At 42.5% G+C, this 22,084-nt stretch carries 21 protein-coding genes, 1 tRNA gene and 6 pseudogenes; 13 read left to right on the top strand and 15 right to left on the bottom strand.

Translation table 11 applies throughout. The features are described 5' to 3' along the window. Positions 1-31 precede the first annotated feature (31 nt). On the bottom strand, positions 32-661 hold the full coding sequence (locus BXO87_RS07625) for a YczE/YyaS/YitT family protein (protein ID WP_038459958.1): 630 nt from the start codon (positions 659-661) through the stop codon (positions 32-34). A gap of 133 nt (positions 662-794) precedes the next feature. On the opposite strand from BXO87_RS07625, the gene paiA reads away from it, so the two are divergent. Continuing rightward, positions 795-1,313, top strand: coding sequence for a spermidine/spermine N(1)-acetyltransferase (gene paiA / locus BXO87_RS07630; protein ID WP_038459960.1), 519 nt, complete (start codon positions 795-797; stop codon positions 1,311-1,313). A 42-nt stretch (positions 1,314-1,355) separates the two neighbouring features. Here the strand turns inward: paiA and BXO87_RS07635 are convergent, their stop codons facing one another. From BXO87_RS07635 to BXO87_RS07650, 4 genes and pseudogenes are all read right to left on the bottom strand, one after another. Next, the gene (locus BXO87_RS07635) at positions 1,356-1,844 is read right to left on the bottom strand and encodes a phenolic acid decarboxylase (protein ID WP_014305882.1); all 489 of its coding nucleotides are present in this window, start codon (positions 1,842-1,844) and stop codon (positions 1,356-1,358) included. 21 nt (positions 1,845-1,865) lie between these two features. Then, positions 1,866-2,027: pseudogene (locus BXO87_RS21000) on the bottom strand (DUF3237 family protein); the annotation flags it as partial. Between the two features lie 240 nt (positions 2,028-2,267). Then, the gene (locus BXO87_RS07645) at positions 2,268-2,552 is read right to left on the bottom strand and encodes a DUF1433 domain-containing protein (protein ID WP_051590127.1); all 285 of its coding nucleotides are present in this window, start codon (positions 2,550-2,552) and stop codon (positions 2,268-2,270) included. Between the two features lie 137 nt (positions 2,553-2,689). Next, positions 2,690-3,004, bottom strand: a complete 315-nt coding sequence (locus tag BXO87_RS07650; protein ID WP_038459964.1) for a DUF1433 domain-containing protein — start codon at positions 3,002-3,004, stop codon at positions 2,690-2,692. A gap of 56 nt (positions 3,005-3,060) precedes the next feature. On the opposite strand from BXO87_RS07650, the pseudogene BXO87_RS20500 reads away from it, so the two are divergent. Both BXO87_RS20500 and BXO87_RS21005 read left to right on the top strand, forming a co-directional pair. Further along, positions 3,061-3,465: pseudogene (locus BXO87_RS20500) on the top strand (lipase); the annotation flags it as partial. Positions 3,466-3,562: 97 nt separating this feature from the next. Further along, positions 3,563-3,673, top strand: a pseudogene (locus BXO87_RS21005) (sporulation transcription factor Spo0A); the annotation flags it as partial. A 181-nt stretch (positions 3,674-3,854) separates the two neighbouring features. Here the strand turns inward: BXO87_RS21005 and BXO87_RS07660 are convergent. Then, positions 3,855-4,169 carry a DUF1433 domain-containing protein gene (locus BXO87_RS07660; RefSeq protein WP_193427909.1) on the bottom strand — a complete coding sequence of 105 codons (315 nt, stop codon included), beginning with the start codon at positions 4,167-4,169 and terminating at the stop codon, positions 3,855-3,857. Between the two features lie 21 nt (positions 4,170-4,190). On the opposite strand from BXO87_RS07660, the pseudogene BXO87_RS21250 reads away from it, so the two are divergent. Continuing rightward, positions 4,191-4,578: pseudogene (locus tag BXO87_RS21250) on the top strand (hypothetical protein); the annotation flags it as partial. Between the two features lie 271 nt (positions 4,579-4,849). Here BXO87_RS21250 and BXO87_RS07670 read toward each other — a convergent pair. After that, positions 4,850-5,137: a DUF1433 domain-containing protein gene (locus tag BXO87_RS07670; RefSeq protein ID WP_017418857.1), complete on the bottom strand. Its 288-nt coding sequence runs from the start codon at positions 5,135-5,137 to the stop codon at positions 4,850-4,852. Positions 5,138-5,247: 110 nt separating this feature from the next. Between BXO87_RS07670 and BXO87_RS07675 the strand changes: the two are divergent. The 4 genes and pseudogenes from BXO87_RS07675 (at position 5,248) to BXO87_RS07690 (ending at position 8,075) form a co-directional block, all read left to right on the top strand. Beyond that, a pseudogene (locus BXO87_RS07675) lies at positions 5,248-6,643 on the top strand (lipase). A gap of 13 nt (positions 6,644-6,656) precedes the next feature. Next, on the top strand, positions 6,657-6,968 hold the full coding sequence (locus BXO87_RS07680) for a hypothetical protein (RefSeq protein ID WP_076851294.1): 312 nt from the start codon (positions 6,657-6,659) through the stop codon (positions 6,966-6,968). A 5-nt stretch (positions 6,969-6,973) separates the two neighbouring features. Then, positions 6,974-7,128: pseudogene (locus BXO87_RS21255) on the top strand (DUF6262 family protein); the annotation flags it as partial. A gap of 95 nt (positions 7,129-7,223) precedes the next feature. After that, positions 7,224-8,075, top strand: a complete 852-nt coding sequence (locus BXO87_RS07690; protein WP_076851295.1) for a pentapeptide repeat-containing protein — start codon at positions 7,224-7,226, stop codon at positions 8,073-8,075. 390 nt (positions 8,076-8,465) lie between these two features. Here BXO87_RS07690 and BXO87_RS21010 read toward each other — a convergent pair whose 3' ends face one another. From BXO87_RS21010 to BXO87_RS07710, 4 genes are all read right to left on the bottom strand, one after another. Beyond that, positions 8,466-9,353, bottom strand: coding sequence for a tyrosine-type recombinase/integrase (locus tag BXO87_RS21010; protein ID WP_076851296.1), 888 nt, complete (start codon positions 9,351-9,353; stop codon positions 8,466-8,468). Between the two features lie 199 nt (positions 9,354-9,552). Next, positions 9,553-9,628 (bottom strand) — tRNA-Arg (locus BXO87_RS07700). A 214-nt stretch (positions 9,629-9,842) separates the two neighbouring features. Further along, positions 9,843-11,312, bottom strand: a complete 1,470-nt coding sequence (locus BXO87_RS07705; RefSeq protein ID WP_076851297.1) for a glycoside hydrolase family 32 protein — start codon at positions 11,310-11,312, stop codon at positions 9,843-9,845. Positions 11,313-11,326: 14 nt separating this feature from the next. Next, positions 11,327-12,559, bottom strand: coding sequence for an MFS transporter (locus BXO87_RS07710; protein WP_076851334.1), 1,233 nt, complete (start codon positions 12,557-12,559; stop codon positions 11,327-11,329). Between the two features lie 389 nt (positions 12,560-12,948). Here BXO87_RS07710 and BXO87_RS07715 point away from each other — a divergent pair, with 389 nt between their 5' ends. Next, complete coding sequence (locus tag BXO87_RS07715) at positions 12,949-13,923, top strand: LacI family DNA-binding transcriptional regulator (RefSeq protein WP_076851298.1); 975 nt, start codon at positions 12,949-12,951, stop codon at positions 13,921-13,923. Between the two features lie 247 nt (positions 13,924-14,170). After that, the gene (gene clpP / locus BXO87_RS07720) at positions 14,171-14,767 is read left to right on the top strand and encodes an ATP-dependent Clp endopeptidase proteolytic subunit ClpP (protein WP_003151513.1); all 597 of its coding nucleotides are present in this window, start codon (positions 14,171-14,173) and stop codon (positions 14,765-14,767) included. A gap of 43 nt (positions 14,768-14,810) precedes the next feature. Here the strand turns inward: clpP and BXO87_RS07725 are convergent, their stop codons facing one another. Beyond that, positions 14,811-15,671: a LysR family transcriptional regulator gene (locus tag BXO87_RS07725; protein ID WP_003151510.1), complete on the bottom strand. Its 861-nt coding sequence runs from the start codon at positions 15,669-15,671 to the stop codon at positions 14,811-14,813. Between the two features lie 173 nt (positions 15,672-15,844). On the opposite strand from BXO87_RS07725, the gene BXO87_RS07730 reads away from it, so the two are divergent. Together BXO87_RS07730 and BXO87_RS07735 are read left to right on the top strand one after the other, a co-directional pair. After that, on the top strand, positions 15,845-16,975 hold the full coding sequence (locus tag BXO87_RS07730; protein WP_060674018.1) for a 2-methylaconitate cis-trans isomerase PrpF family protein: 1,131 nt from the start codon (positions 15,845-15,847) through the stop codon (positions 16,973-16,975). 42 nt (positions 16,976-17,017) lie between these two features. Then, the gene (locus BXO87_RS07735; protein ID WP_076851299.1) at positions 17,018-18,394 is read left to right on the top strand and encodes an MFS transporter; all 1,377 of its coding nucleotides are present in this window, start codon (positions 17,018-17,020) and stop codon (positions 18,392-18,394) included. Between the two features lie 208 nt (positions 18,395-18,602). On the opposite strand, the gene BXO87_RS07740 is transcribed toward BXO87_RS07735, so the two are convergent. Continuing rightward, positions 18,603-19,178, bottom strand: coding sequence for an LOG family protein (locus tag BXO87_RS07740; RefSeq protein WP_015387658.1), 576 nt, complete (start codon positions 19,176-19,178; stop codon positions 18,603-18,605). A gap of 115 nt (positions 19,179-19,293) precedes the next feature. Between BXO87_RS07740 and BXO87_RS07745 the strand changes: the two genes are divergently transcribed. Beyond that, positions 19,294-19,614 carry a MazG nucleotide pyrophosphohydrolase domain-containing protein gene (locus BXO87_RS07745; protein ID WP_076851300.1) on the top strand — a complete coding sequence of 107 codons (321 nt, stop codon included), beginning with the start codon at positions 19,294-19,296 and terminating at the stop codon, positions 19,612-19,614. A gap of 44 nt (positions 19,615-19,658) precedes the next feature. On the opposite strand, the gene BXO87_RS07750 is transcribed toward BXO87_RS07745, so the two are convergent. Beyond that, positions 19,659-21,248 (bottom strand): SulP family inorganic anion transporter, encoded by a 1,590-nt coding sequence (locus BXO87_RS07750; RefSeq protein WP_025853522.1) that lies wholly within the window; start codon positions 21,246-21,248, stop codon positions 19,659-19,661. Between the two features lie 2 nt (positions 21,249-21,250). After that, positions 21,251-21,832 carry a beta-class carbonic anhydrase gene (locus BXO87_RS07755; protein ID WP_003151503.1) on the bottom strand — a complete coding sequence of 194 codons (582 nt, stop codon included), beginning with the start codon at positions 21,830-21,832 and terminating at the stop codon, positions 21,251-21,253. Between the last annotated feature and the right edge of the window lie 252 nt (positions 21,833-22,084).

Below are 22,084 nucleotides of genomic sequence, written 5' to 3' on the forward strand. Positions count from 1 at the left end.
AAAAAATGATAGAATCGGGTAAAAACCCCCGTTACCGGGTTTTCGTTTCTTCCTGTTTTGGAGATGCTGTTAATATGCCGTCTATCCATCTTCCGGTAATCGGCATAAAGAAATGAAGGATGATCCCTCCTAAACAAACGGTTAATAACGTTCCGATGCCTACCGGACCTTTTAGCATCACGGCCAGTATGAAAAATATGAAGTAAATGACCGTTCTTGAAAAAAAGATGCTTCTCCCGGTTAATTCGCGGACAATTAGCGTTAACCGATCAACCGGGATCGGGGCGAAATTTGTGTGCAGATAGGTTGCGGTTCCTATCCCTATCACAACTAAACCGATTGCAAAACAGCCCGCTTTTCCGTACCATAGTTCAGGCGTTATGACTCGATGCAGAAAGAAAAGCCACATATCAATCCCGATTCCCGTTATAAACGCCGTAATCATCCCTGAAAATTCCGGCCTTTGCCTTTTTAACATTGAATTACAGCAAATTAACAGGAAAGCGATGATGATTTCCCAGCTTCCCACGGTAAGCCCTGCATGGACGGACAATCCCACAATAAGCGCATCAAAAGGCGACGTTCCAAGCCCTGATTGAATCGTGACAGAAACACCAAAGGTCAATATCATGATTCCTAAAACATAAAAAACATATTTCATTTTATCGTCCTCATTTTCTTATTTTATGTTGCAAACACAACAAAAATACGATATGTTTACTATACGGTATTTTCATTGCAAATACAACAAAAAATCAGCTGATATGATAAATGAAGAAAGGAGCTGTATGACCATGAGTATTCAATTAAAAAAGTGCAGCCTTAACGATATTATAGAGCTCCGGGAGATAAGCATTGAAACATTCAATGCTACATTTAAAGATCAAAATTCACCAGAAAATATGAAAGCTTATTTGGAAAATGCATTCCGCTCTGAACAGCTGAAAAAGGAATTATCCAATCTGTCTTCTCAATTCTATTTTGTTTATTATCATGATGACCTTGCGGGGTATATAAAAGTCAACATGAACGAAGCACAGTCAGAAAAAATGGGTGAAGATTCTCTTGAGATTGAGAGAATTTATATAAGAAAAAACCATCAGAAACACGGGCTTGGCAAATATCTGCTGAATGAAGCGATGAAAATCGCAACAGCACACAATAAAAAGAACATCTGGCTGGGCGTATGGGAAAAAAACGAAAATGCAATCGCCTTTTATCAAAAAATGGGGTTTGTCCAAACCGGAGAACACTCTTTTTATATGGGGGATGATAAACAAGTCGACATTATCATGACCAAAACCCTGTCGTAAAAGAATACAAAAAAACCCGGCCAAGCTGCCGGGTTTTTTCCCTTATTTTAATTTTCCCGCACGGATATCATCGGTCATTCCTTCGTACGGCGCTTCTGAAATCAGTGTTTCGTTATTGATTCCCGCATTGTTGAGATACGTAATATCCGCAAACTCGGGAACGACATATTTCGGGTATGTTTCATATTTCTCACGTGACTCTTTCATCACGTCAATGTAATCATTTTGGTAGCACACCGTGATTTCCGGATGCTCATGCACCCATTTCGGGAAGAAAATAATTCCGTGCATCCGTTTTTCATTCGGCATAAAGTTTAAGGAAACGTCTGTGCCTGTCGGTTCAGTCCATGACACTTTGTATACGCCTTCTGTCAGCTTGACGATATTCACTTCCTGGTCGCGCACCCAGCGGCCGCCTACCATTCCGCTATGAATCCGATAGTCGATCGTATGATCATTTTTAATATAGATTTCATACTCCCAGCCGTTTTCATACGTGTAAATCATATGGCTTCCGATAAAGTTTTCCATGTTGACTCACTCTCCATATTATTATTGAACTTCATAAATATCTAACCGAATGTCACCCGGCAATCTGACCGCAGCCCCGATAAACAGACGGTCCTGCAGATGCTGATATGCCTCGCTGCTTGTTTCAAACACAGGCACAGTACGGAAATAAACATGCTCGGGATCAATGATGCGGTTTACTGACTCATAAATGACTTTTTTAAAGAAGGTTCATTCAAGGACGTATCACCTCCCGAGTTATTATGTTTACTTAAACATGTAACTATTTACACGTTTAATTGTAACGCTGTTAAAATGGACTGTCAAATAATGAGCTGTTTCTGATTATGTTTTCCAATGTTCAATGAAAAAAGACAAGGGCGGCAAATGCCGACCCCTTGTCTTTTTCGTTTACTATATGTTCATACCAGACGAGCGTCTTTATTAATAATCACAATCTTTATCTCTGCATTCTTTCTTTCTTACAGCGTCTATTGAGTGCCCCATGATCTTGTCATTTGCCTTATCATAAATACCATCGAATTTATTCGATGTATCACCGTTGTAATAGCCAAATACCTCTATCCCGCCCATTGGATCTATTTCGTATTTATCTTTAAATGTAACGTTATGTATGCCTTCATAATTCGCTTTGATAAATTTCTCCATTCGTTCTTGAGCAATCTTTATCTCTTCAGCCTGACCATTTTTATCATTCATACTCTTCATTATAAAACCTCCGGCTGCTATAAAGATAACCATGAAGATCATAATGTATGTTTTCACCAGAATCATCCTCCCATGAGTTATGATGAAGTTCGCAAACTAGAAAAAACGGTCGGTGACATCCGGTGCATTTAGGCATCTTAAGATTTTTCTTCCGCATCCACAGAGGAGCTCCCTATTTTGTCTCCTACAGTATCATATAAACCGTCAAATTCCTTAGTTTTATCGCCGTTTAGATACCCCTCAACTGTAATTCCGCCAGTTGGATCAATAAAATAATCATCATAAGAAATTTTCTCTATTCCCTTGTACTCGTGATGCAAGTATTCGGTCATTTTACTTTTGGCTTTTTCAAAAAGAGCCTTTTCTTCCTTTTTCACATCATATTGATGCTTCATAATCAACCCTCCAACAGCTATAATTAACATTAATACAATAATAAGGTTCTTTTTCAAAAAAAATCATCCCTTTCCTTACCCTATTTTACATGACAAGAAAGGCGCTATATATCTTGAGCAAGAAAATCAGGACTTCAAGCCTGACAAATGAAACATATTACAGGATGAGTCAACGTGCTTATAACTGTGACTATCTTAAAAGGAAATTAGAGAAGAACGATTATATACGTATTAATTCTTCCATTTCAAACCTACTTACTGGTACGTCGATCAAATAAAATCAGACGATAATACAGGACTTGATGCGGTTGTATTAGTACAAGCAGTGAAGAATAACGGAAAATGGATAAAATCAAAAAACCCTGAAAACGTGGTCGTCGCCTTTGCGGGAACCGATATCGGAAAAGACCCGATATTTGACTGCGGGAATATTGTTTTCGGAAATGATCCGAAAACAGAAGTGTATTATTTTGTAAAAGAAGATGCGGAGGATACATCGAACGATCGGAACCTACAATAGGATTTGGTTCATCATAAATGTTTGATAGCTTAATATTGCAGTGCTTCTTTGACTTCCACTCATGGATTAAGTAAACACAACTACTGAAAACTTGATATGAATATACTTTCAGCATGTCAAAAGCAAAGCTAACCAATTCAGAATTCATCGCGATTGTTGCTGGCAAGTTAAGATTGGAACTTAAAGCGAGTGAAATGCTGATCTGACGTTTTTCCTATCGTTGGGTTGTCATGATATTTGTACCGTTAATATCGGGGATACCTCGACAAATGAGACGGTAGAGGCGATTGGTCTCAGGAATAGGTTTGAACTGTATGAGAAACATGTCACGAATTTTGTAAGATAATTAAACAAAATAAATACCCACTCATCCCTGAGGTGGGTATTTTACCTTTCTTCGGCATTGACCACCGAAATACCTATCTCCTTGTTCGTTGGATCATATATACCGGAAAATTCTTTTTCTTTATTATTATTTATGTAGCCTGAAACTTCAACTCCGCCTGTCGGATCGATATTGTAGTCTTTTGAAAAATGAACTTCCTTTACATTTTTATAGTCTTTTTTTAAGTAATTCTTCATGTGCTCTTGCGCCTCAATCACAAGTTTTTCTTCGTTTTTATGTTTATCATATTGATGCTTCACGAAAAAACCTCCCACTGCTATAATTATAACAATTAGGATAATAATGTATTTTCTCATGCGTATCATCCTTTCGGAACTATTTTACAATATAAGAAAGGTGATGTATATTTTACAAAAGGAAAAGAAATAACCGTCTCTGATGTCACAGATAAAGAATATTACCGTTTGTTTGAGTCAAGCAGCTTACAATTATAAAATGTTAGCCCTGCATATGAAATATAAAACTCCTTACAAAATAAGTAAGACGTCATATTGGTACGTTGAGAAAGCGCAGCAGGATTCTGATATGGGGCTTGATGCCTTTGTATTCTAAAAAGGCATCAAGACAAAAAGCAGAAAATGGATCAAATCAAAAAACCCCGAGAACGTGGTCGTCGCCTTTGCGGGAACCGATATCGGAAAAGACCCGATCTTTGACTGCTGGCATATTGTTTTCGGTAATGATCCGCAAAAAGAAGTGTATTACAAGGAGAAAAACAGAATGGCTACTCTTTAAGGAAAGGGATTTATCCGTTAGAGTTTTTGGGGCCAGCCAATACAAAAATAAAGACGCCAGTTAGGCGTCTTAAGATTTTTCTTCCGCATCCACAGAGGAGCTCCCTATTTTGTCATCTGGAGGATCATATAAACCGGCAAATTCGTTTGGTATTACATTATTCAAATATCACTAAACTGTAATTTCGCCAGCTAAATCAATAAAATAATCATAAAGAATTCTTCTCTATTCCAACTTCTTTTTAGTATTCACATTCTTTTTCCTGACACTCAGGTTTCTCTTCCGCATCGACTGACGAAACTCCTATTTCATCATTCGTTTTGTCATAAAGTCCAAAAAATTCTTTTTCCTTATTACCATTCAAGTACCCCTTCACGGAAATACCACCCATAGGATTTATTTTATAATCGTTAATGTATGTAATTTGCTTTATATTTTTGTAATTAGCTTTTATATAGCTTTTCATTTTATTTTTCGCTTGGATAAAAAGTTCTTGTTCTGCTTCTTTTTTATCATGTTGGTACTTCATGTAAATACCTCCTAATGCTATAATTATTACAGAGATTAGGATAATTATGTATTTCTTCATAAACTCATCCTTTCTTAGATTAATCTTACATCAACTCCGGGGTGTTGTACATGTCTAAAAACATCAATGTAACAAATATCAGTGACCGAGAATACTTTTATATAAGCCAAATATCTTATGATTATGAAACTCTTAAGAATCACTTAGAAACACTGAAGCCATTAAAATTTAAATCTCCCACCAGATGGTACGTCGATCAAATAAAATCAGACGATAATACAGGACTTGATGCGGTTGTATTAGTACAAGCAGTGAAGAATAACGGTAAATGGATAAAATCAAAAAACCCCGAAAACGTGGTCGTCGCCTTTGCGGGAACCGATATCGGAAAAGACCCGATCAATGACGGCGTAAAAGCGGACGGCGGCAATATTGTTTTCGGAAATGATCCGCAAAAAGGCGGAGGATACCTCGAAAACACTCGGAAAATACAATGGAACGCCCTCTCAAGACGCCATGCTCACAACCGGAAAGTATAAGCTGATAACGAAAACATCGCAAATCGATCAAGCCGATCAGCTGGTACGCAGCGTAAAGAAAAAGTATGCCGGAACGTCAACGATTATTTCAACAACCGGCCATTCACTCGGCGGCGCTGAGGCCGAATACAGCGCGGTGAATAATGATGTGTACGCCGTCGCGTTTAACAGCCCTTCCGTCGTAAAACTGCACGATGAAGAAACACAGAAAGACATCAACAGCGGCATATACGATCCATACATCCGGTCCATTATCAATCCGGACGACATGGTCGGGGCGGGTTATTGGAACGAATATGACCGCCACAACGGGACAACGATTTATACGAAAAACCCCTCACTCTCACAGTTCAGCCGGAAGCAGCGGCTTGGCGGGAACTTGAACGAGCAGATCAGCAAGAATCTCGCTTATTTCTTCACTACGGTCATTCTGAGAAATCCGGATACACACGGCTTAAACGAAGCGAATTTCATATTTGACCGAAACGGAAACATCACAAATCCGAATGGTGATGAATTAGTTTTCGATAAAAACCTCGGCGCTCTCCTGCCAGCCGGTGCGATCGGAAGCGGAGACGCGATAAAAGTAACGCCGAAAAACGCAAAGAAGCTGGCTGAAAAGGTGCAGGCCATGACTGAGGATTTGCGGACGATGAAAAAAGAAGCGCAGAACGCCTATCACGAGCACGATGAAAAAATCGCCGAGCTGAAAACGGAATTTTACGGCCAAGTTGGGCATGGCTTTTATGATCAGCTTAATTCACAGGATGTAACAAATACGTTAGAGGATATAGCCCAATCTTACGATAAAGGACCGATATTTTACGACACACAAGCTGAACAATCATTCATAGATTCACTACAGGCAGCGATTACCGACCTTGAGGAAATAGGCTGTTTCTTGAATAAAATCGCCGACGACTTTGAGGAAAAAGATCAAATGCTTGCCAATTGGCTAAGATTATAGGAGTGACAAAGCAATGCCAACGTTAGATAACCTTTTAGAACATAAAGATGATCCAATGCGAAAACAGCTGCAGCGTCAAATGTTAAAAGCAGGTATGACGCAAGTGGCAAATACTAAACTTGAGACGGTTCGAAAAAACCTTAAACCAAAGTTCGAAATGAATTCGTTGCAGGAAGAATTAAACGATGTTTATTCAGTCCTTTTATACAGTTTCGAGGGAAAAGCGCAAAAAGCACTTGCTCAGCGTATCAGTGAAAGTGCCAAGCTTATTGTTAATGTGGAGAACGACGGAGAAACTTTCGTTAATAGCTTTAAAACGAGATAAAAAGCCCCTCTGCAAAGCAAGTTAAGTATGAAATGAACAAAATAATAAAGATGCGATTATCGAGTCATTAAAGCGGAAAGTTAAGCGACTAGAGCATGAGAACAAAGATTTTAGAAACCAATTAAAAGTAGTGTATGCAGAAGTCTACAAAAAGTTCTAGTTGACAAGGTATTTGTTATTTAACAATCAAGATTGTTTAGGAATCTTGTATAATAAACTCAAAAGTTATTTAACTAAAGATAAGAGGGTATAAAAATGGATAATGAAACAGCCAAAAATATTAGAGAAAGTTTAACGGCTGATTGTACGAAGTGCTTTGGACTTTGCTGCACAGCGCTTAATTTTGTAGCATCAAGCGATTTTCCAATTAACAAGCCAGCAGGTGCGCCTTGTGTTAATTTACAATCTGATTATGGTTGTCAAATTCACAGCAACTTACGAGAGACAGGTTTTAAGGGCTGTACAGTGTTTGACTGTTTAGGTTCTGGACAAGTTGTTTCTCAAATTACTTTTAAAGGTCAAAGTTGGCGAGATAATCCTGAAATTAGAGAAAAAATGTTCCGAGTGTTTCCGATCATGGAACAAATACATGAAATGATTGCGTACACGGCAGAAGCCTTGTCGTATGACATTCCCCATGCTTTGTCTGATAAATTGAGTGTGCAGTTAAAAGAATTGCAGAACTTAACAAAACTCGATGCTGAAGAATTATTATCTCTTGATCTAGTGGTGTACAGATTTCCATTAAACAAATTGCTTTCGGAAACCAGCGAGTATATTCGGGAAAGCTTAATTTCAAAGTTACCTGACACTAAAAATGCCAAGAATTATAATTACGAAAGAGCCGATTGGATTGGCAAAAAATTAAGAGGTAAAGATTTAAGGGCGTTAGATTTAAGAGGAGCATATTTAATTGCTGCAGATATGAGGAATGTAGATTTAAGAGGTGTTGATTTTATTGGCGCTGATTTGCGCGATGCTGATTTAAGGGGAGCAGACTTATCTACGAGTATGTTTTTAACTCAAATGCAAATTAATTCGGCTAAAGGTGATGTAAAGACAACATTCCCCTCTCATATACAACGACCTTCCCATTGGATTAACTAATTTTGTTCAGTTTGTGTATTGAAGGAAACTTTTTGAAGATGGTCTTACTATCAGTCTTATTCCAGAAAAGGACGCTTTAATTGAATAAAAGGAAAGCACATATTAGTCATGTATAATATATGCTTTATGCTTTCCTTTATTTTTGAGGATTTTTATAATTTAGGTCTTGATAATACTGTGCCATCCGGATTTTCCGAATATATCAATTGAAAAGTTATGAACTTGCATCATCTCACGCGATATATCTCGTTAGTATCGGAGTGAGGCCGAAATTAGTACAAGAACGTCTTGGTCACGTGAATATTAAAACAACGCACGGAACGTACAGCCACGTCTTGCCGTCGATGGAGCGCGAAATAGCCAAAAAACTAGATCGGTTGATTGCGGAAATCAAGTAACAACTAGGTCATCGAATCGATCTGAAAGCAAACGGTCCAGCATCCGATCCAGCACGCCATTATAATAGCCGGCCAAGTTGCAGATAGGCTTCCGTTTAGTCGCGATAAACGTTTGACGAACGGCTTCCAGTCCTATTCCTTGAAGAATATCGGCAGCATACACGCCTTTTAAATACGACGTATGCGCAAGGTATATACCGTACAGCTTGTTCGTTAATCTGCGATCGCTAACAAACGTATTGACCGCAGACTTAAACGCAGCATACGTATTCTGTAAGAACTTTAATTTGCTTTGAGAAATAACATATTCGTTTTCCCGTTCCGGTGCTTCCGGCTTGAGTCCTTCAAGCTCATTCGATCGAAGCCCGCACTTCAGCGCAATAAGGAACGCAACATAATCGCGAAAGCCCGGAAACGTATCTTTATCGATCATTTTGAAGAAACGCCTCACTTGACTATCCCTGAGCATTTTTATCGTCTTTTCATCGACTCGCAGCTTTGTTACTCTTTTCGCGGGGTTCTCGTTTAGAAGGCCGCGCTTAGTCATTCGGCTAAGGATCGATTTAATACCGCCTAAACGAATGTTTATCGTTACAGGCGAAAGATCTCGTATGTTTAGCATCGTTGTAATATAAGAACGCAGATGATCTTCCGTGATGTCCGTTACGTTATCAGACGGCATGATACCGGCTACCTCCATAAATTCGGCCCAATACTTCCGGTAATCATTGATCGTTCTATCGCGGTAATTCTCCGTTACATATAATTCGCAAACGATTTCCAACGCTTCCTGAACGGTCTTCACCGCTTTGAAGCTCTTTACTATTCCGTCAGTCTCGCGTCGATTTCTGACGCCTTGCCTCCGTTTTAAAACCGCCATAACAAAAAACCTCCCGGATTTATTTATCCGCGAGGTTACGTTTGCTGAATCGGACTATTTCGTTTTAGGAGAAGCGAGCCGACCGATTAAAGCCGGGCCCGTTCTTTACCGGTTCGCGTCCTTCCAGACACTTTTCGTACACTTAACGCTTAACGGACCGTCGTAAAACGTTGATATGACGGGGTTATAACGTATTGGACGCGCTCGGAGGGATTCGAACCCCCGACAGACGTGGTACCGGAAACCACCGCTCTATCCAACTGAGCTACGAGCGCACGTTTTTTCAATCAGATACCTTTATATTATAATAAAGGAACGCACAGAAAGCAACTCTTTTTTGATTATACACAACAGGATTATGCAGCGTCCTCATGCAGCATAATCCTGCATCATTTAACGGCATTGATTTTCACAAAAAACTTATTTCAGGCGGACGCCCCCGGCTCGGTACATTTCCAGCCGCTGCAGAAAAAGCGGCAATCACTCGTTTCAGCTTTTTTTCCAAATGTCTTTTAACGTCCAATAGGTGAATTCCTCAACCTTTACGGCGCCTTTCTCAGAAAACAGCTCAATCCCCAATCTGCCCTCATTCGGATAGATACGGCTTGTCATCGTTGTTTCTCCATGATTGGCGAATACTTCAATCGAGGATCTGTCAATAAAGATACGCAGCGCCAGCTTGCCGTTTGCATCCAGCCGCACCCTTCTCACACCGTCTTTCGCTTTCCCCATCTTGGTGCAATCAAGTGTCAGCTTTTTATCCGTTAGATTGTATGTCAGCACAAGTTCTTCTTCGTCAAGGCCGCGAATTTTAAAACCTGCCGTTTCGGCATCAGAATCGTTTACATCAAACACGGCTCGGACTTCAAGCAGGTCTTCGGACGTCTTTGCCAAGTAACTCCCTGAAACCGATCGTCCGGCACATTCCCGATATTCCATTTTCCGCAGCTGCTTGGTTTCTTCCACGGGATTCATCAAAAGTTTATGATCATCACGCAAAGTCAGTTCTCGCGGCAAAGTCAGTGCACCGCACCATCCGTCTGCTTTTGTCGGCATCTCAGATTCCCACATATCCATCCAGCCGATAGCAATTCTGCGTCCTTTATCATCTAATAATGTTTGCACGGCGTAAAAGTCATGGCCGTGATCCAGTTCTTTAAAAGCGCCGTGTGTAAATTTGTTTGTTTTATTATTATAGTCACCGATTAAATAGCCGGTTTGATGTAAATTTTGATAGGAATCACCGTCCGCTTCAATACCCTGTGGCGAAATCAGCAGGACGTGTTTGCCGCCTAGTTCAAAGAAATCAGGACATTCCCACATATAGCCGAGATTACCGTCACTTTGGGCGAGAACCCCCGCGTATTCCCAATCACGCAAATCAGGTGAACGGTATAAAACGACCCGTCCGACATTTTCTTTTGAAGAGTTGCCGATGACCATATACCAAACATCGCGATGCTTCCATACTTTCGGATCGCGGAAATGACGGGCGCTGTCTTCCGGCGGTTCCGCAATAACGGGGTTTTCCTGAAGCTTTTCAAACACGGTGCCATCTTGGCTGACAGCGATATTTTGAGTTTGATAGAATAGGTCTTTCTCTTGATCAATTATATTATGTCCTGTATAGATGAGGGCCAATCTTCCATGATCATCGACCGCGCTTCCCGAAAAACAGCCGCTTTGATCGAATGCGTCGCCCGGAGCTAAGGCAACCGGCAGGTGCTCCCAATGAACGAGATCTTTACTTTTTACGTGTCCCCAATGCATCGGCCCCCAATGCTCATCATACGGATGATGCTGAAAAAAGACGTGGTATTCTCCTTTAAACTGAATAAGCCCGTTCGGATCATTGACCCAATTCGCCCGCGGCATAATATGATACCCCAATCGATACCTTTGTTTTACTTTACCCTCGGCTTCCTTCAAAGCTTCTTCCGCCTGCTGAATTCTATCCATTTGTAACATCCTCTCTATCCGATTTTTTGCAGACGCTGGACACGCCTGCTGTTTTGTTTCGGGCCCAATAAAGTAAATATGGAGATGACGGTAAAACCAAAGACGACGATTCCCATGATGAGATAGGTTTGACGGAACCCCGCACTGTCATATAATCCTCCCGCAAGCGGCGACAGAATCGACGCGCCTGCCTGAGATGCGAATTGAAAACCGACGAGATAAAGGACGGACGACAGACGCGTATCAAAATTGGCAGCCAAATATTTAAAAACGGCGATCAGCATAATCGGCAATTCCAGTGCGTGGATGAGTTTCATTGATGAAATGCCTACAGGCTCAACTGCAATTCCGGACCCGACGATGCGGAAAGCCATTAAAAACCCCGCTAAAATCAAACTGTTTTTCGCTCCGAACTTATTGACGATAAAAGGCGCAAGAAACATCATGCCGGCCTCCAAAAACACCTGGAATGAATTCAGATAGCCGAATACTTGGTTACCCGTCGACACTGAAGGAAACAAAGACGCATAGTAGATCGGGAACTGCTGATCATATACGCCGTAAATGCAAGTCACCCCGATAATGTACATCATAAAAAACCAGAAATCTTTTAATAAAAAGAGCCGCCCCACATCTTTTAACCGGACCGATTCCGCTCTGTTTTTCTCATGATCGGTCATTTCTATTTTCACAGACATGATAATGGCCGTTAATATGACGGCTGAAACAGAGGCGATCCAGAAGTTGATATTGGGATTGATATTGAAAAGCTGCCCTGCAAAAAATGCAGCCGCCGCCCAGCCCAGCGAGCCCCACATTCTTGATTTTCCATACTCGAAATCATACTTACGGCTGACCTTTTCAATGTACGTTTCAATCGCGCCTATTCCCGCCAAAAAAGCGGCTCCCAAATATAAGCCTCCGACAACGGCGCCAAGAAAGACGTTGTATTGTAAAAGCGGCCCATAGACGAAGATATAAAACGGACCCGTGAATATGAGAAGACAGCTGATCATAAACAATATCTTTTTCTTCAGCCCCAATTTGTCAGAGATAAAACCGTAAAGAGGCTGCATGCACAGGGCAAATACGGCGTTTACAGAAAAGATAATGCCTGTCGCTGATCCGTTTAAATTGATTTCCTGCCCTAACCAAATCGCAAATAAAGAATAGCTGGAAGACCAAGTAAAAAAGAAAAAGAAGAAATAAGCACTCAGTTTCCAATACAGACTTTTTGAGCTTTTCATTTGCACCGCTCCTTTAATAGGACCTTTTAACAGCCGTTTTGAGCCGCATACTTCCTTCTTCATATTCATCACATACATGCGAGCTCCGAGTAAGCGCTTACTTTCCGCCGCTGCTTGATTCCTTCACTTTATTGCCGCCAGCCATCTCTCCATACCCGTCACTTCCCTTCACTCCGTAAATAAAGCGCTTTCAAAAAGAATTGTATGTCAACCGGTTTCATATGTCAATCGGTTGACATACAATTTTCTGATTATTTCAATCAAACAAAATGCACCCTCTTTATATGAAAACAGAAACATGGAATGTCCTTGCACATGTCAGCCTGATTCTCTAAAATAAGTGCGTGACGGAAATTGTAAGCCATTTCAGTAAGCAGGAGGGCACGGGAATGAAGCCTAACATTCATGATGTTGCGAAAATAGCGGGAGTTTCATCTACAACCGTTTCGCGGGTATTAAATAACCGCGGCTATATCAGCGAAAAAACAAAAGAAAAAGTGTACAAGGCGATGGAAGAAATCAATTACTTTCCAAACGATCTGGCCCGCTCTTTATTCCGAAAACGAACCAATTTAATAGGACTTATCATTCCAAACTCCAGCAACCCGTTTTTCGGCGAACTCGCCTTTCATATTGAAAGCATTTGTACGTCCATGGGCTACAAACTGCTGCTTTGCAACAGTTTACATCGAAAGGATAAGGAAGAAAAATATTTGGAGATGCTGATAAGAAACCAAGTGGACGGCGTGATCGCCGTGACTTACAACCGGGGAATTCTCAATTATCACAAGCAAAATCTGCCGATTGTCGCCATTGATCATTACTTATCGGACACGATTCCAGTCGTCGGCTCAGACAACTATGACGGCGGAAAAAAGGCGGCTGAACTGCTGATTGAAAAAGGGTGCCGGCACATCGTCCATCTCAACGGCCCGATTGAACTCGAAACACCGGCAAACCTCAGAAGAAAAGCATACGAAGACGTCATGCATGAACACGGACGGAAGCCTATTACATATGAAGTACCCTTTTATCAGCATTACCATGATATTATTTCAACATTATTCGATGAACAGCCTGACACCGACGGAATTTTTGCCAGCGATGATATCATGGCGGCTGCCGTGATGAACGAGGCTAAAAAACGGGGGAAAGACATCCCGAGTCAATTAAAAGTGATCGGTTATGACGGCACTGAAACCGTTCAATCGGTTCTGCCGGACTTGACAACCATCCAGCAGCCGATCGAATTGATTTCCAAAACAGCCATCGAGATTTTAGCAAAAGAAATTGAAGGCGAATTTGATGATTTGCCGCTGGAAACGTATTTGCCGATACGGCTTTTGGAAGGACGGACAACGTAGTCAGACCGTTCAGCCGTATGTACCGACGCGACTGCGGTCTATTTTGAGCGCTCCGGCCATATCATTTTCTCAAGGCTCCGGCGCTGATCATCCTCATTTTCACTTTGCTGTTTGAACTTTTTGTTTTATGGGAAAAATGGTGTTAGAAGAAAAGGTTGGCATTTTGGTCAGCGTTTTGTTTGACCTTTATTGACCAAAAATGTATCATGTAAATACATACTTACCTAAAAGGTGAAGGAGGAGCATTATGAATTTAATACCTACAGTCATTGAACAAACGAACCGCGGAGAAAGAGCTTATGACATTTACTCCCGTCTTTTGAAGGACCGTATTATCATGCTTGGATCTGCGATTGATGACAACGTTGCGAACTCCATCGTGTCACAGCTTTTATTCCTTGAAGCGGAAGACCCTGAAAAAGATATTTCCATTTACATTAACAGCCCTGGCGGATCAATCACTGCCGGTATGGCAATCTATGATACAATGCAGTTCATTAAACCGAAAGTATCCACGATCTGCATCGGTATGGCCGCTTCTATGGGAGCATTTTTACTTGCAGCCGGAGAAAAAGGCAAACGTTACGCGCTTCCTAACAGTGAAGTTATGATTCACCAGCCGCTTGGCGGAGCGCAAGGACAGGCGACAGAAATTGAAATCGCCGCAAAACGCATTCTCTTGCTTCGCGACAAATTAAACAAAGTGCTTGCTGAACGTACCGGCCAGCCGCTTGAAGTCATTGAGCGCGATACAGACCGCGACAACTTCAAATCAGCTGATGAAGCTTTAGAATACGGCTTAATCGATAAAGTGCTGACACGCAATACGGAAGACCAGAAGTAATGCCTCAGAAACCTGCAAGAGATGATGTCTCTTGCAGGTTTTTTTATGCTTTATTCCCATTCAAAAAAGTAATGAATGCTTTGACGACAGATAATTCTAACGCTGAAGAATCATACATGAGCCAAGTATCGCGTATCACAGGCTCATTATTTTTATAAGACAGCGCCAATGTGTATAATTCATCAGAAGGCTGAAGACAGATTTCCGGCACAACAGAATAACCGAGGCCGTTTTTCACCATCTCTTTACAGGTTTCCTGCCTGTCTACCTCCATTGCAATGAAAGGCGGTTCAGTAAATTGGTTATTCCACCATTTTTGAATCAAACTTTTCAAAGAAGCATCAGTTTGATAATAAATCATCGGCAATTTTGGAAGGTCCTCACTGTTGATTTCAGTTTTTGAAATAAGGTACAGTCTCTCTTCATTTAACAGTTGTTTTTCCCCTTGCCAATCATAATTCCCCCTCATAATCCCAAGGTGTACCCCCGAATGATGAAGCAGATCCATCACTTTCGCACTCCATCCCGTATTGACGTGGAATTGAACAGACGGATACTGATCAGAAAACCGTTTTAGAATCGCCGGGAGCTTATACTGAGCAAAATTGCTTGAGACTCCTAATCTGAGAACCCCGCTGACTTCATGGCTCATATTGAGCATATCATCCTTCACTCTTCTGAATTCCTGCAGCATCTCTTTCGAATAATCAACCAGATGTTCACCTTCTGAAGTGAACTCCATCCCTTTTTTTCTTTTATAAAAAAGGCGCACTCCGAATTGTGCTTCCAGGTTTTTGAGCCGATAACTTAACGCCGGCTGTGTCATATATAATCGCTCTGCCGCCTTCGTCATATTTTTTTCTTCGAATAATGTAATGAGCACAATCCAATCCTTTTCATCCATATGAAATCCCCCAAAATATTTTTCTGCTATAAAATTTTCTCCTATTATAAAAGTTTTTTATTCAACTTTATAAAAATTATATGTTTTACTTATAATCCTTATTTATCATACGATATCTTCCAAAGGGACCGGTACCTTTTTATCCACACAAAATGATGTAAGGATGAGACAGCATGGAAAAAGTTCCTGTAACCGTTATGAGAGGCGGCACCAGCAAAGGCGTTTTTATTCATCAAAAAGACATGCCAGACGATACAAACCTATGGAGCGATTTTCTTTTAGACATTATGGGGAGCCCTGACGAGAGACAAATTGACGGTCTCGGAGGCGGCCATTCTCTCACAAGCAAGGCAGCCATTATTAAGAAATCCGCCAGAAAGGATGCTGATGTTGAGTATACGTTTGCTCAGGTCAGTTTGACTGACAATTTTACCGACTTCAAAGGCAATTGCGGAAATATCTCTTCTGCCGTAGGCCCTTATGCTATTGAGAAAGGGCTCGTTCAAGCTGAAGAGCCGGTGACAACAGTCAGAATTTTAAATACAAACACTCAAAAAGTGATCGCAGCAGAAGTCGAAGTCAGAAATGGAACATTTCATTACCAGGGGGACTGCTCTATTCCGGGGGTTCCAGGTACAGCTTCTCCTATTTATCTTTCATTTCACCAGGCTGAAGGGGCGGTGACCGGAAAACTGTTTCCGACCGGTCAGCCTATTGATGTTCTCGATACACCGTATGGGAATATCTCCGTATCGATTATTGATTACGCCAATCCGCTTGTCTTTGTCAAAGCAGAGGACGCGGGGCTTACCGGCATAGAACTTCCGAACGAATATACTCCGGATATATTGGAAAAGCTCGAAATAATCCGATCAATTGCAGCCGAGAAATGCAGATTCGCTCCGAGACATGAGGCTGCTGCAAAATCACCGGCCGTACCAAAACTGACATTAATCTCATCTCCAGCGGATTATATCGATACAAAAGGGATAAAGAGACACGCAGAAGAGATGGATCTTGTCATTCGTATGATGTCCATGCAAAAACCGCATCAAGCTTTAGCCATTACAGGGGCGGTATGTACGACTGCCGGCATGCTATTGCAAGATACAATATTATCTGAATTTTCATTCTCCGGCAGAACGATTCGATTGGGGCATCCAAGCGGTATTTTAAAAACCGAGGCAGATGTTGATCCGGATGGAACAACGATTAAAGTAGTACGCACAGCAAGAAAAATCTCTGAAGGCTATGTGTTTACTAAACAAAGTTACAACATGAATACGCTGAATCACATTGGTTAATACCGTCTTCAGACAAGTCAAAGATAAACGGAGGAATACGAGATGATCAATGTAAATGCGTCTAATCGATTAAACAGACTGCCTTTTTCAAGGGCCCATCAAGCAGTGCTCGTTATCCTTTCATTCGCTTACTTTTTTGATTTTATCGATTTAAATACGTTTTCATATGCGGCGCCTTCACTTTTAAAGGAATGGAACATATCCACTCATACCATCGCTTTTATTACGTCTGTCTCCTATTTCGGGATGTTTATCGGCGCCTCTGCCGGAGGATGGTTTTCAGACCGTTTCGGAAGGAAAAAAGGTTTAATTCTGGTTGTCACCTTTTTCTCTTCCTTCTCCCTCCTCTCTTCTCTGGCTTGGAACCCAGAAATACTCGGTGTTTTTAGATTTCTTACGAGTTTAGGTATCGGCGCCACAACGATTGTGGCAAGTACGTATATCAGCGAATTTTTCCCATCCGCAACTAAGGGAAAATACCAGGCAATCTGTATTACAATCGGCATATGCGGAATTCCTGCGGCCGGCTGGGTGGCTAAATTGGTCGTGCCGTCCGCCTCTTACGGCTGGCGGTTTATCTTTCTATTCGGCGCTGTCGGTATTTTTTTCCCGCTGATCGCCAGAAAACTGGAAGAATCACCGAAATGGCTGGACACGAAAGGAAAAAGCGAACAAGCACACCGCATTCTGCTTGAACTGGAGGCAAAAGCAGAAAAAGAAAAGGGTGAACTGCCTGAACCAGCTCCAGCTCTGCAAAGCAGACAAACCGCTGTAAAATCCGTTCCATATCGGACGCTGTTTCAAAAGCCTTTGGCAGGAAGAACTTTTGTTTTAATGACGATGTGGGCAGCTTCCACGATTGCAATTCAAGGCTTTGGCACGTGGGTTCCCACCCTTCTGGTGAAAGAAGGCGTATCAATGGATGAGTCTATCGTATACGTCACTCTGGGAACGATCGGTGCCCCGCTGGGCGCTCTCATTGCGTCGCAAATCTCTGACCGTGTGGACCGAAAGTGGGCCATTTCTGTTTTATCGTTAATTTTTATGGCGCTTGGATTCTTTTACGGCATCAATCCTTTGCCGATGGTCATTATCGTATGCGGATTTCTCATGCATATGTTTGAGCGTACTTTCAGTTCGATCGCATATGCTTATACGCCGGAATTATATCCGGTTGAAGCCAGGGCATCTGGAAATGGCCTCACTTACGGCGTAGGACGTCTTGCAAATGTAGCCGGTCCCTTTGTCGTCAGTTTCCTGTATTCAGGCTACGGATTTTTAAGTGTTTTCTTATTCTTTACAGGCTGCTGGTTTCTTTGTGCACTGACAGTCGGTATATTTGGAATCGGTTCAAAAAAACAAAAAATGCAGCAGGATGATTTCATATCGGAAGAAACATTCGTACAACAAAAGTTGTAAACGCATACAGTCTGCAAACCGCAAAACATCCATCTCCTCTGAGGAAATGGATGTTCTTCTTTCACCCCCAACAGCATTCTCATTCGCATCTTATTCTCAGCCATATCTCTTATTACGAAGAAAGGCGTGGTACGCACGAGAAAGAGAAAAGAACTTTCCGTCAGAATGAATCAGATGCAGCCGCCGAAACATATTTCCGACCGCTGCCTTACAATTCACGCCATTTCTTATCTAAAATCGGGTATGTATACCGATTCATCTGCTCAATCAGCTCATCCGGCCGGGAGGAACTGTGTATCAGCTTTAAATGAGACTCATTCGAAAATCCTTCCTGGATGCTGTACTTGACCATCTTCATCATCGGCTCAAAATACCCGTTCACATTGTACAGTCCGATCGGTTTTTGATGAATGCCGATTTGCGCCCAGCACAGCACTTCAAATAACTCTTCATATGTTCCGAAACCGCCGGGCATGGCAATGTACCCGTCGGCAAGTTCACTCATTTTCGCTTTCCGCTCATGCATGCCGCTGACTTCAATCAGCTCCGTCAGATTCTGATGAACAATCTCTCCGCTGAAAAGCCCGCTCGGCATGACGCCGACAGCTTTTCCGCCGCCTGCCATTAACGCATCAGCAACGGTTCCCATCAGACCGACCCGTGAACCGCCGTAAACAAGGCCGATTCCCTGCTCCGCCATATATTCACCCAGTTCGGCCGCTTTGCGTTTGTACTCTTCATTTACCCCCGGGTTTGACCCCGCAAATACACAAATGGTTTTCATTTTTTCATCTCCGCATCTATATATGTACATCAATAAATCAAAATACACTATATATTGTCCCATCTCTATATGATAATATCAATAAGAATCATACAGGACATAAGGAGTGTTTCACATGCAGATGGCTGAAGCAGAACAATGGACGAAAGATTTTTACGAAAAACGAGGATGGACGGCGTACGGGCCATTTATCAGAATCGGCTTTTTAATGGAAGAGGCGGGTGAGCTCGCCCGGGCGGTAAGAGCATATGAAATCGGCAGAGACCGGCCGGATGAAAAGGACGCAACCCAGGCTGAACGCAGACAGGAGCTGATCGAAGAAATGGGTGACGTCCTTGGAAATCTGGCTATCCTTGCCGATAAGTACGGAATCACGTTAGAAAATGCGATGGAAGCCCATCAGAAAAAACTGATCAAGCGCTTTGAAACCGAATAAAAACACGGCCTGTCCGCTTTTTCATGGACAGGCCGTATCTGAATTTATCCCGTTATCTCGTCCTGATGCTCAAAGAAATGCTGTTTCCCGATTTTATGAAACAGCCCCGTCTTCCGGATCAGCTCTCTCGGCTGTGATTGCAATCCGACGATCATCAATCTCCCGTTATGCCGTTTGATCCGGTTCATCACATTCCCCAGCACCGCTTCTGCGGAGGTATCCATGTAATGCACATTATTCATCAGCAGAATAAGCGTCTTCGGCTTTTCCTGAAGCCTCTCCAGCAGCGATGATTCCAGTGAATCAATTGAACCGAAAAACAGCGGCCCTTCAATGGAATATGTGCTGACGGACGAATCATTTTTAACCGATTTGACAGCGGCATGCGGTGTTTTAATGCTTGTTGATTCGCTCATTTTTCTGATAAAGAAAACAAAAGCGAGCACGAGACCGGCAGAAACGCCGATGATTAAATCAAACAGAACCGTCAGCAAAAAGGTTGCCGCCAGTACGAATGAATCAGTGTTTTTCAGCCGCATCATATTGGCGACTTCCCTCCGCTCACTCATGTTCCAAGCCACAACCATCAATACCGGCGCCATGCTTGCCAGCGGTACGTGAACGGCAAGCGGGGCGAAGACGAGCAGGACGAGGAGGACGGTGACTCCGTGGACAACACCGGAAATCGGAGAAACTGCGCCGTTTTTAATATTTGTTGCGGTCCGCGCAATCGCTCCCGTTGCCGGTATGCCGCCGAAAAGCGGCGCTGCCATATTGGCGATGCCCTGCCCGACAAGCTCCCTATTGCTGTCATGCCGTGATCCTTTCATATTGTCCGCGACCATCGCCGATAATATGGATTCAAGTCCGCCGAGAAGCGCAATGATCAGAGCCGACGGAAACATCATTATCATGTTATCAATTGAGAAATCCGGAAGCTGGAAAGCCGGAAGCTGCCGCGGAATTTCCCCGTAAGCAGAACCGATTGTCGCCATTTTGTCAGGAAAAAACACGACCGCCGCGGCTGTAGAGACAAGCAGCGCCACAAGCGCGCCCGGAATCTTCGGCATCAGCCTGGCTGATAACAGCAAAATGGCCAAAGCAATTCCCGCGATGAGGATACTGTACAAATTAAAGGTTCCGATCTTCTTGCCTATTTCCGCAATGTTGAGGATAAAGCTTTCATGCTTTTGGATATCGCGCAGACCGAGAAAATGGGCAATCTGCTCCGAGAAAATCAGCACTGCGATCCCGGCCGTAAATCCGACGATCACCGGCTTCGGCACGAATTTCATAATCTTTCCGAGCTTAAATACGCCAAACAGGACGAGCATGACGCCTGCCATAAAACCGGCTACAAGTAAATTCTCAAAACCATACTGCATCACAATGGCAAATAAAATGGGAACAAACGCCCCTGTAGGCCCGCCGATCTGATATTTAGACCCGCCCAACAGCGAAATCAGAATTCCGGCCACAATAACGGTGTAAAGCCCGTATTCCGGACCGACCCCCGAGGCGATGGCAAAGGCCATTCCCAGTGGAATCGCTACAATTCCGACCACAATTCCCGCGATTAGGTCTTTCTGAAATTTCTGCAAATTGTACCCCTGGTATCTGCCGGTAAATTGCATCGTCAGCTGCATCCTCCTTTGACTGTTTCATAACCGTCAACGACTACATCCAGCGTCCCCGTTCCCGGATCGATCACCAGCCCGTGCACCGGCACCTCTTCAGGCAAGAGCGGATGATGCCTGACCATATTCACGCTGTGGGCCACGCTTTCTTCGACGCTGTGAAAACCGGTCAGCCATGTTTCCAAATCGACTCCCGCATGCTGCAGAAGGCTCAGACATTTGTCCTCCACGCCGCGCTCTTTTGCTTTATTTAATATGGAAGCCGCATTTAATCCCGACATTCCGCACTCGCGGTGACCTATGATGCAGACTTCCTCTGCCTGCAGTTCATAAACGGCAACCAAAATGCTCCGCATGACACTTCCAAATGGGTGAGAAACAATGGCTCCCGCGTTTTTTATGATTTTGGCATCGCCGTTTCTGAGTCCCATCGCCTGCGGCAGAAGCTCCGTCAGCCTTGTATCCATACAGGATACGATGACAAGCTTTTTTTTCGGGAATTTTGTCGTTTGGTAAGGTTCATATTTCCTTTCTTGGACAAACTGCTGGTTGTGCTCCAAAATGCTTGATAAAGAAACCATTTTTCTATTCATCTCCCATCCGATTGTATTGCAAGCCTTCTTACCCAGCTTACAGTAAGGAATTATAGCACAGAAAAAGGCCTCAAAAGCGCTTTCAAAAAAAGACACGATAATTTAACTGTAAATTCAGATTATATTCATTTATATCTTTCAAAAATAATAAAATTTATCTTTACACCAACCTATAAAGCTTTTAAAAACAGCAGTTCCGCTCATTTTGCCTTCAGAAATATAGGCGGATTCTGTTACTGT

Source organism: Bacillus sp. GZB, from assembly GCF_001975995.1.
Taxonomy (GTDB): Bacteria; Bacillota; Bacilli; order Bacillales; family Bacillaceae; genus Bacillus; species Bacillus velezensis.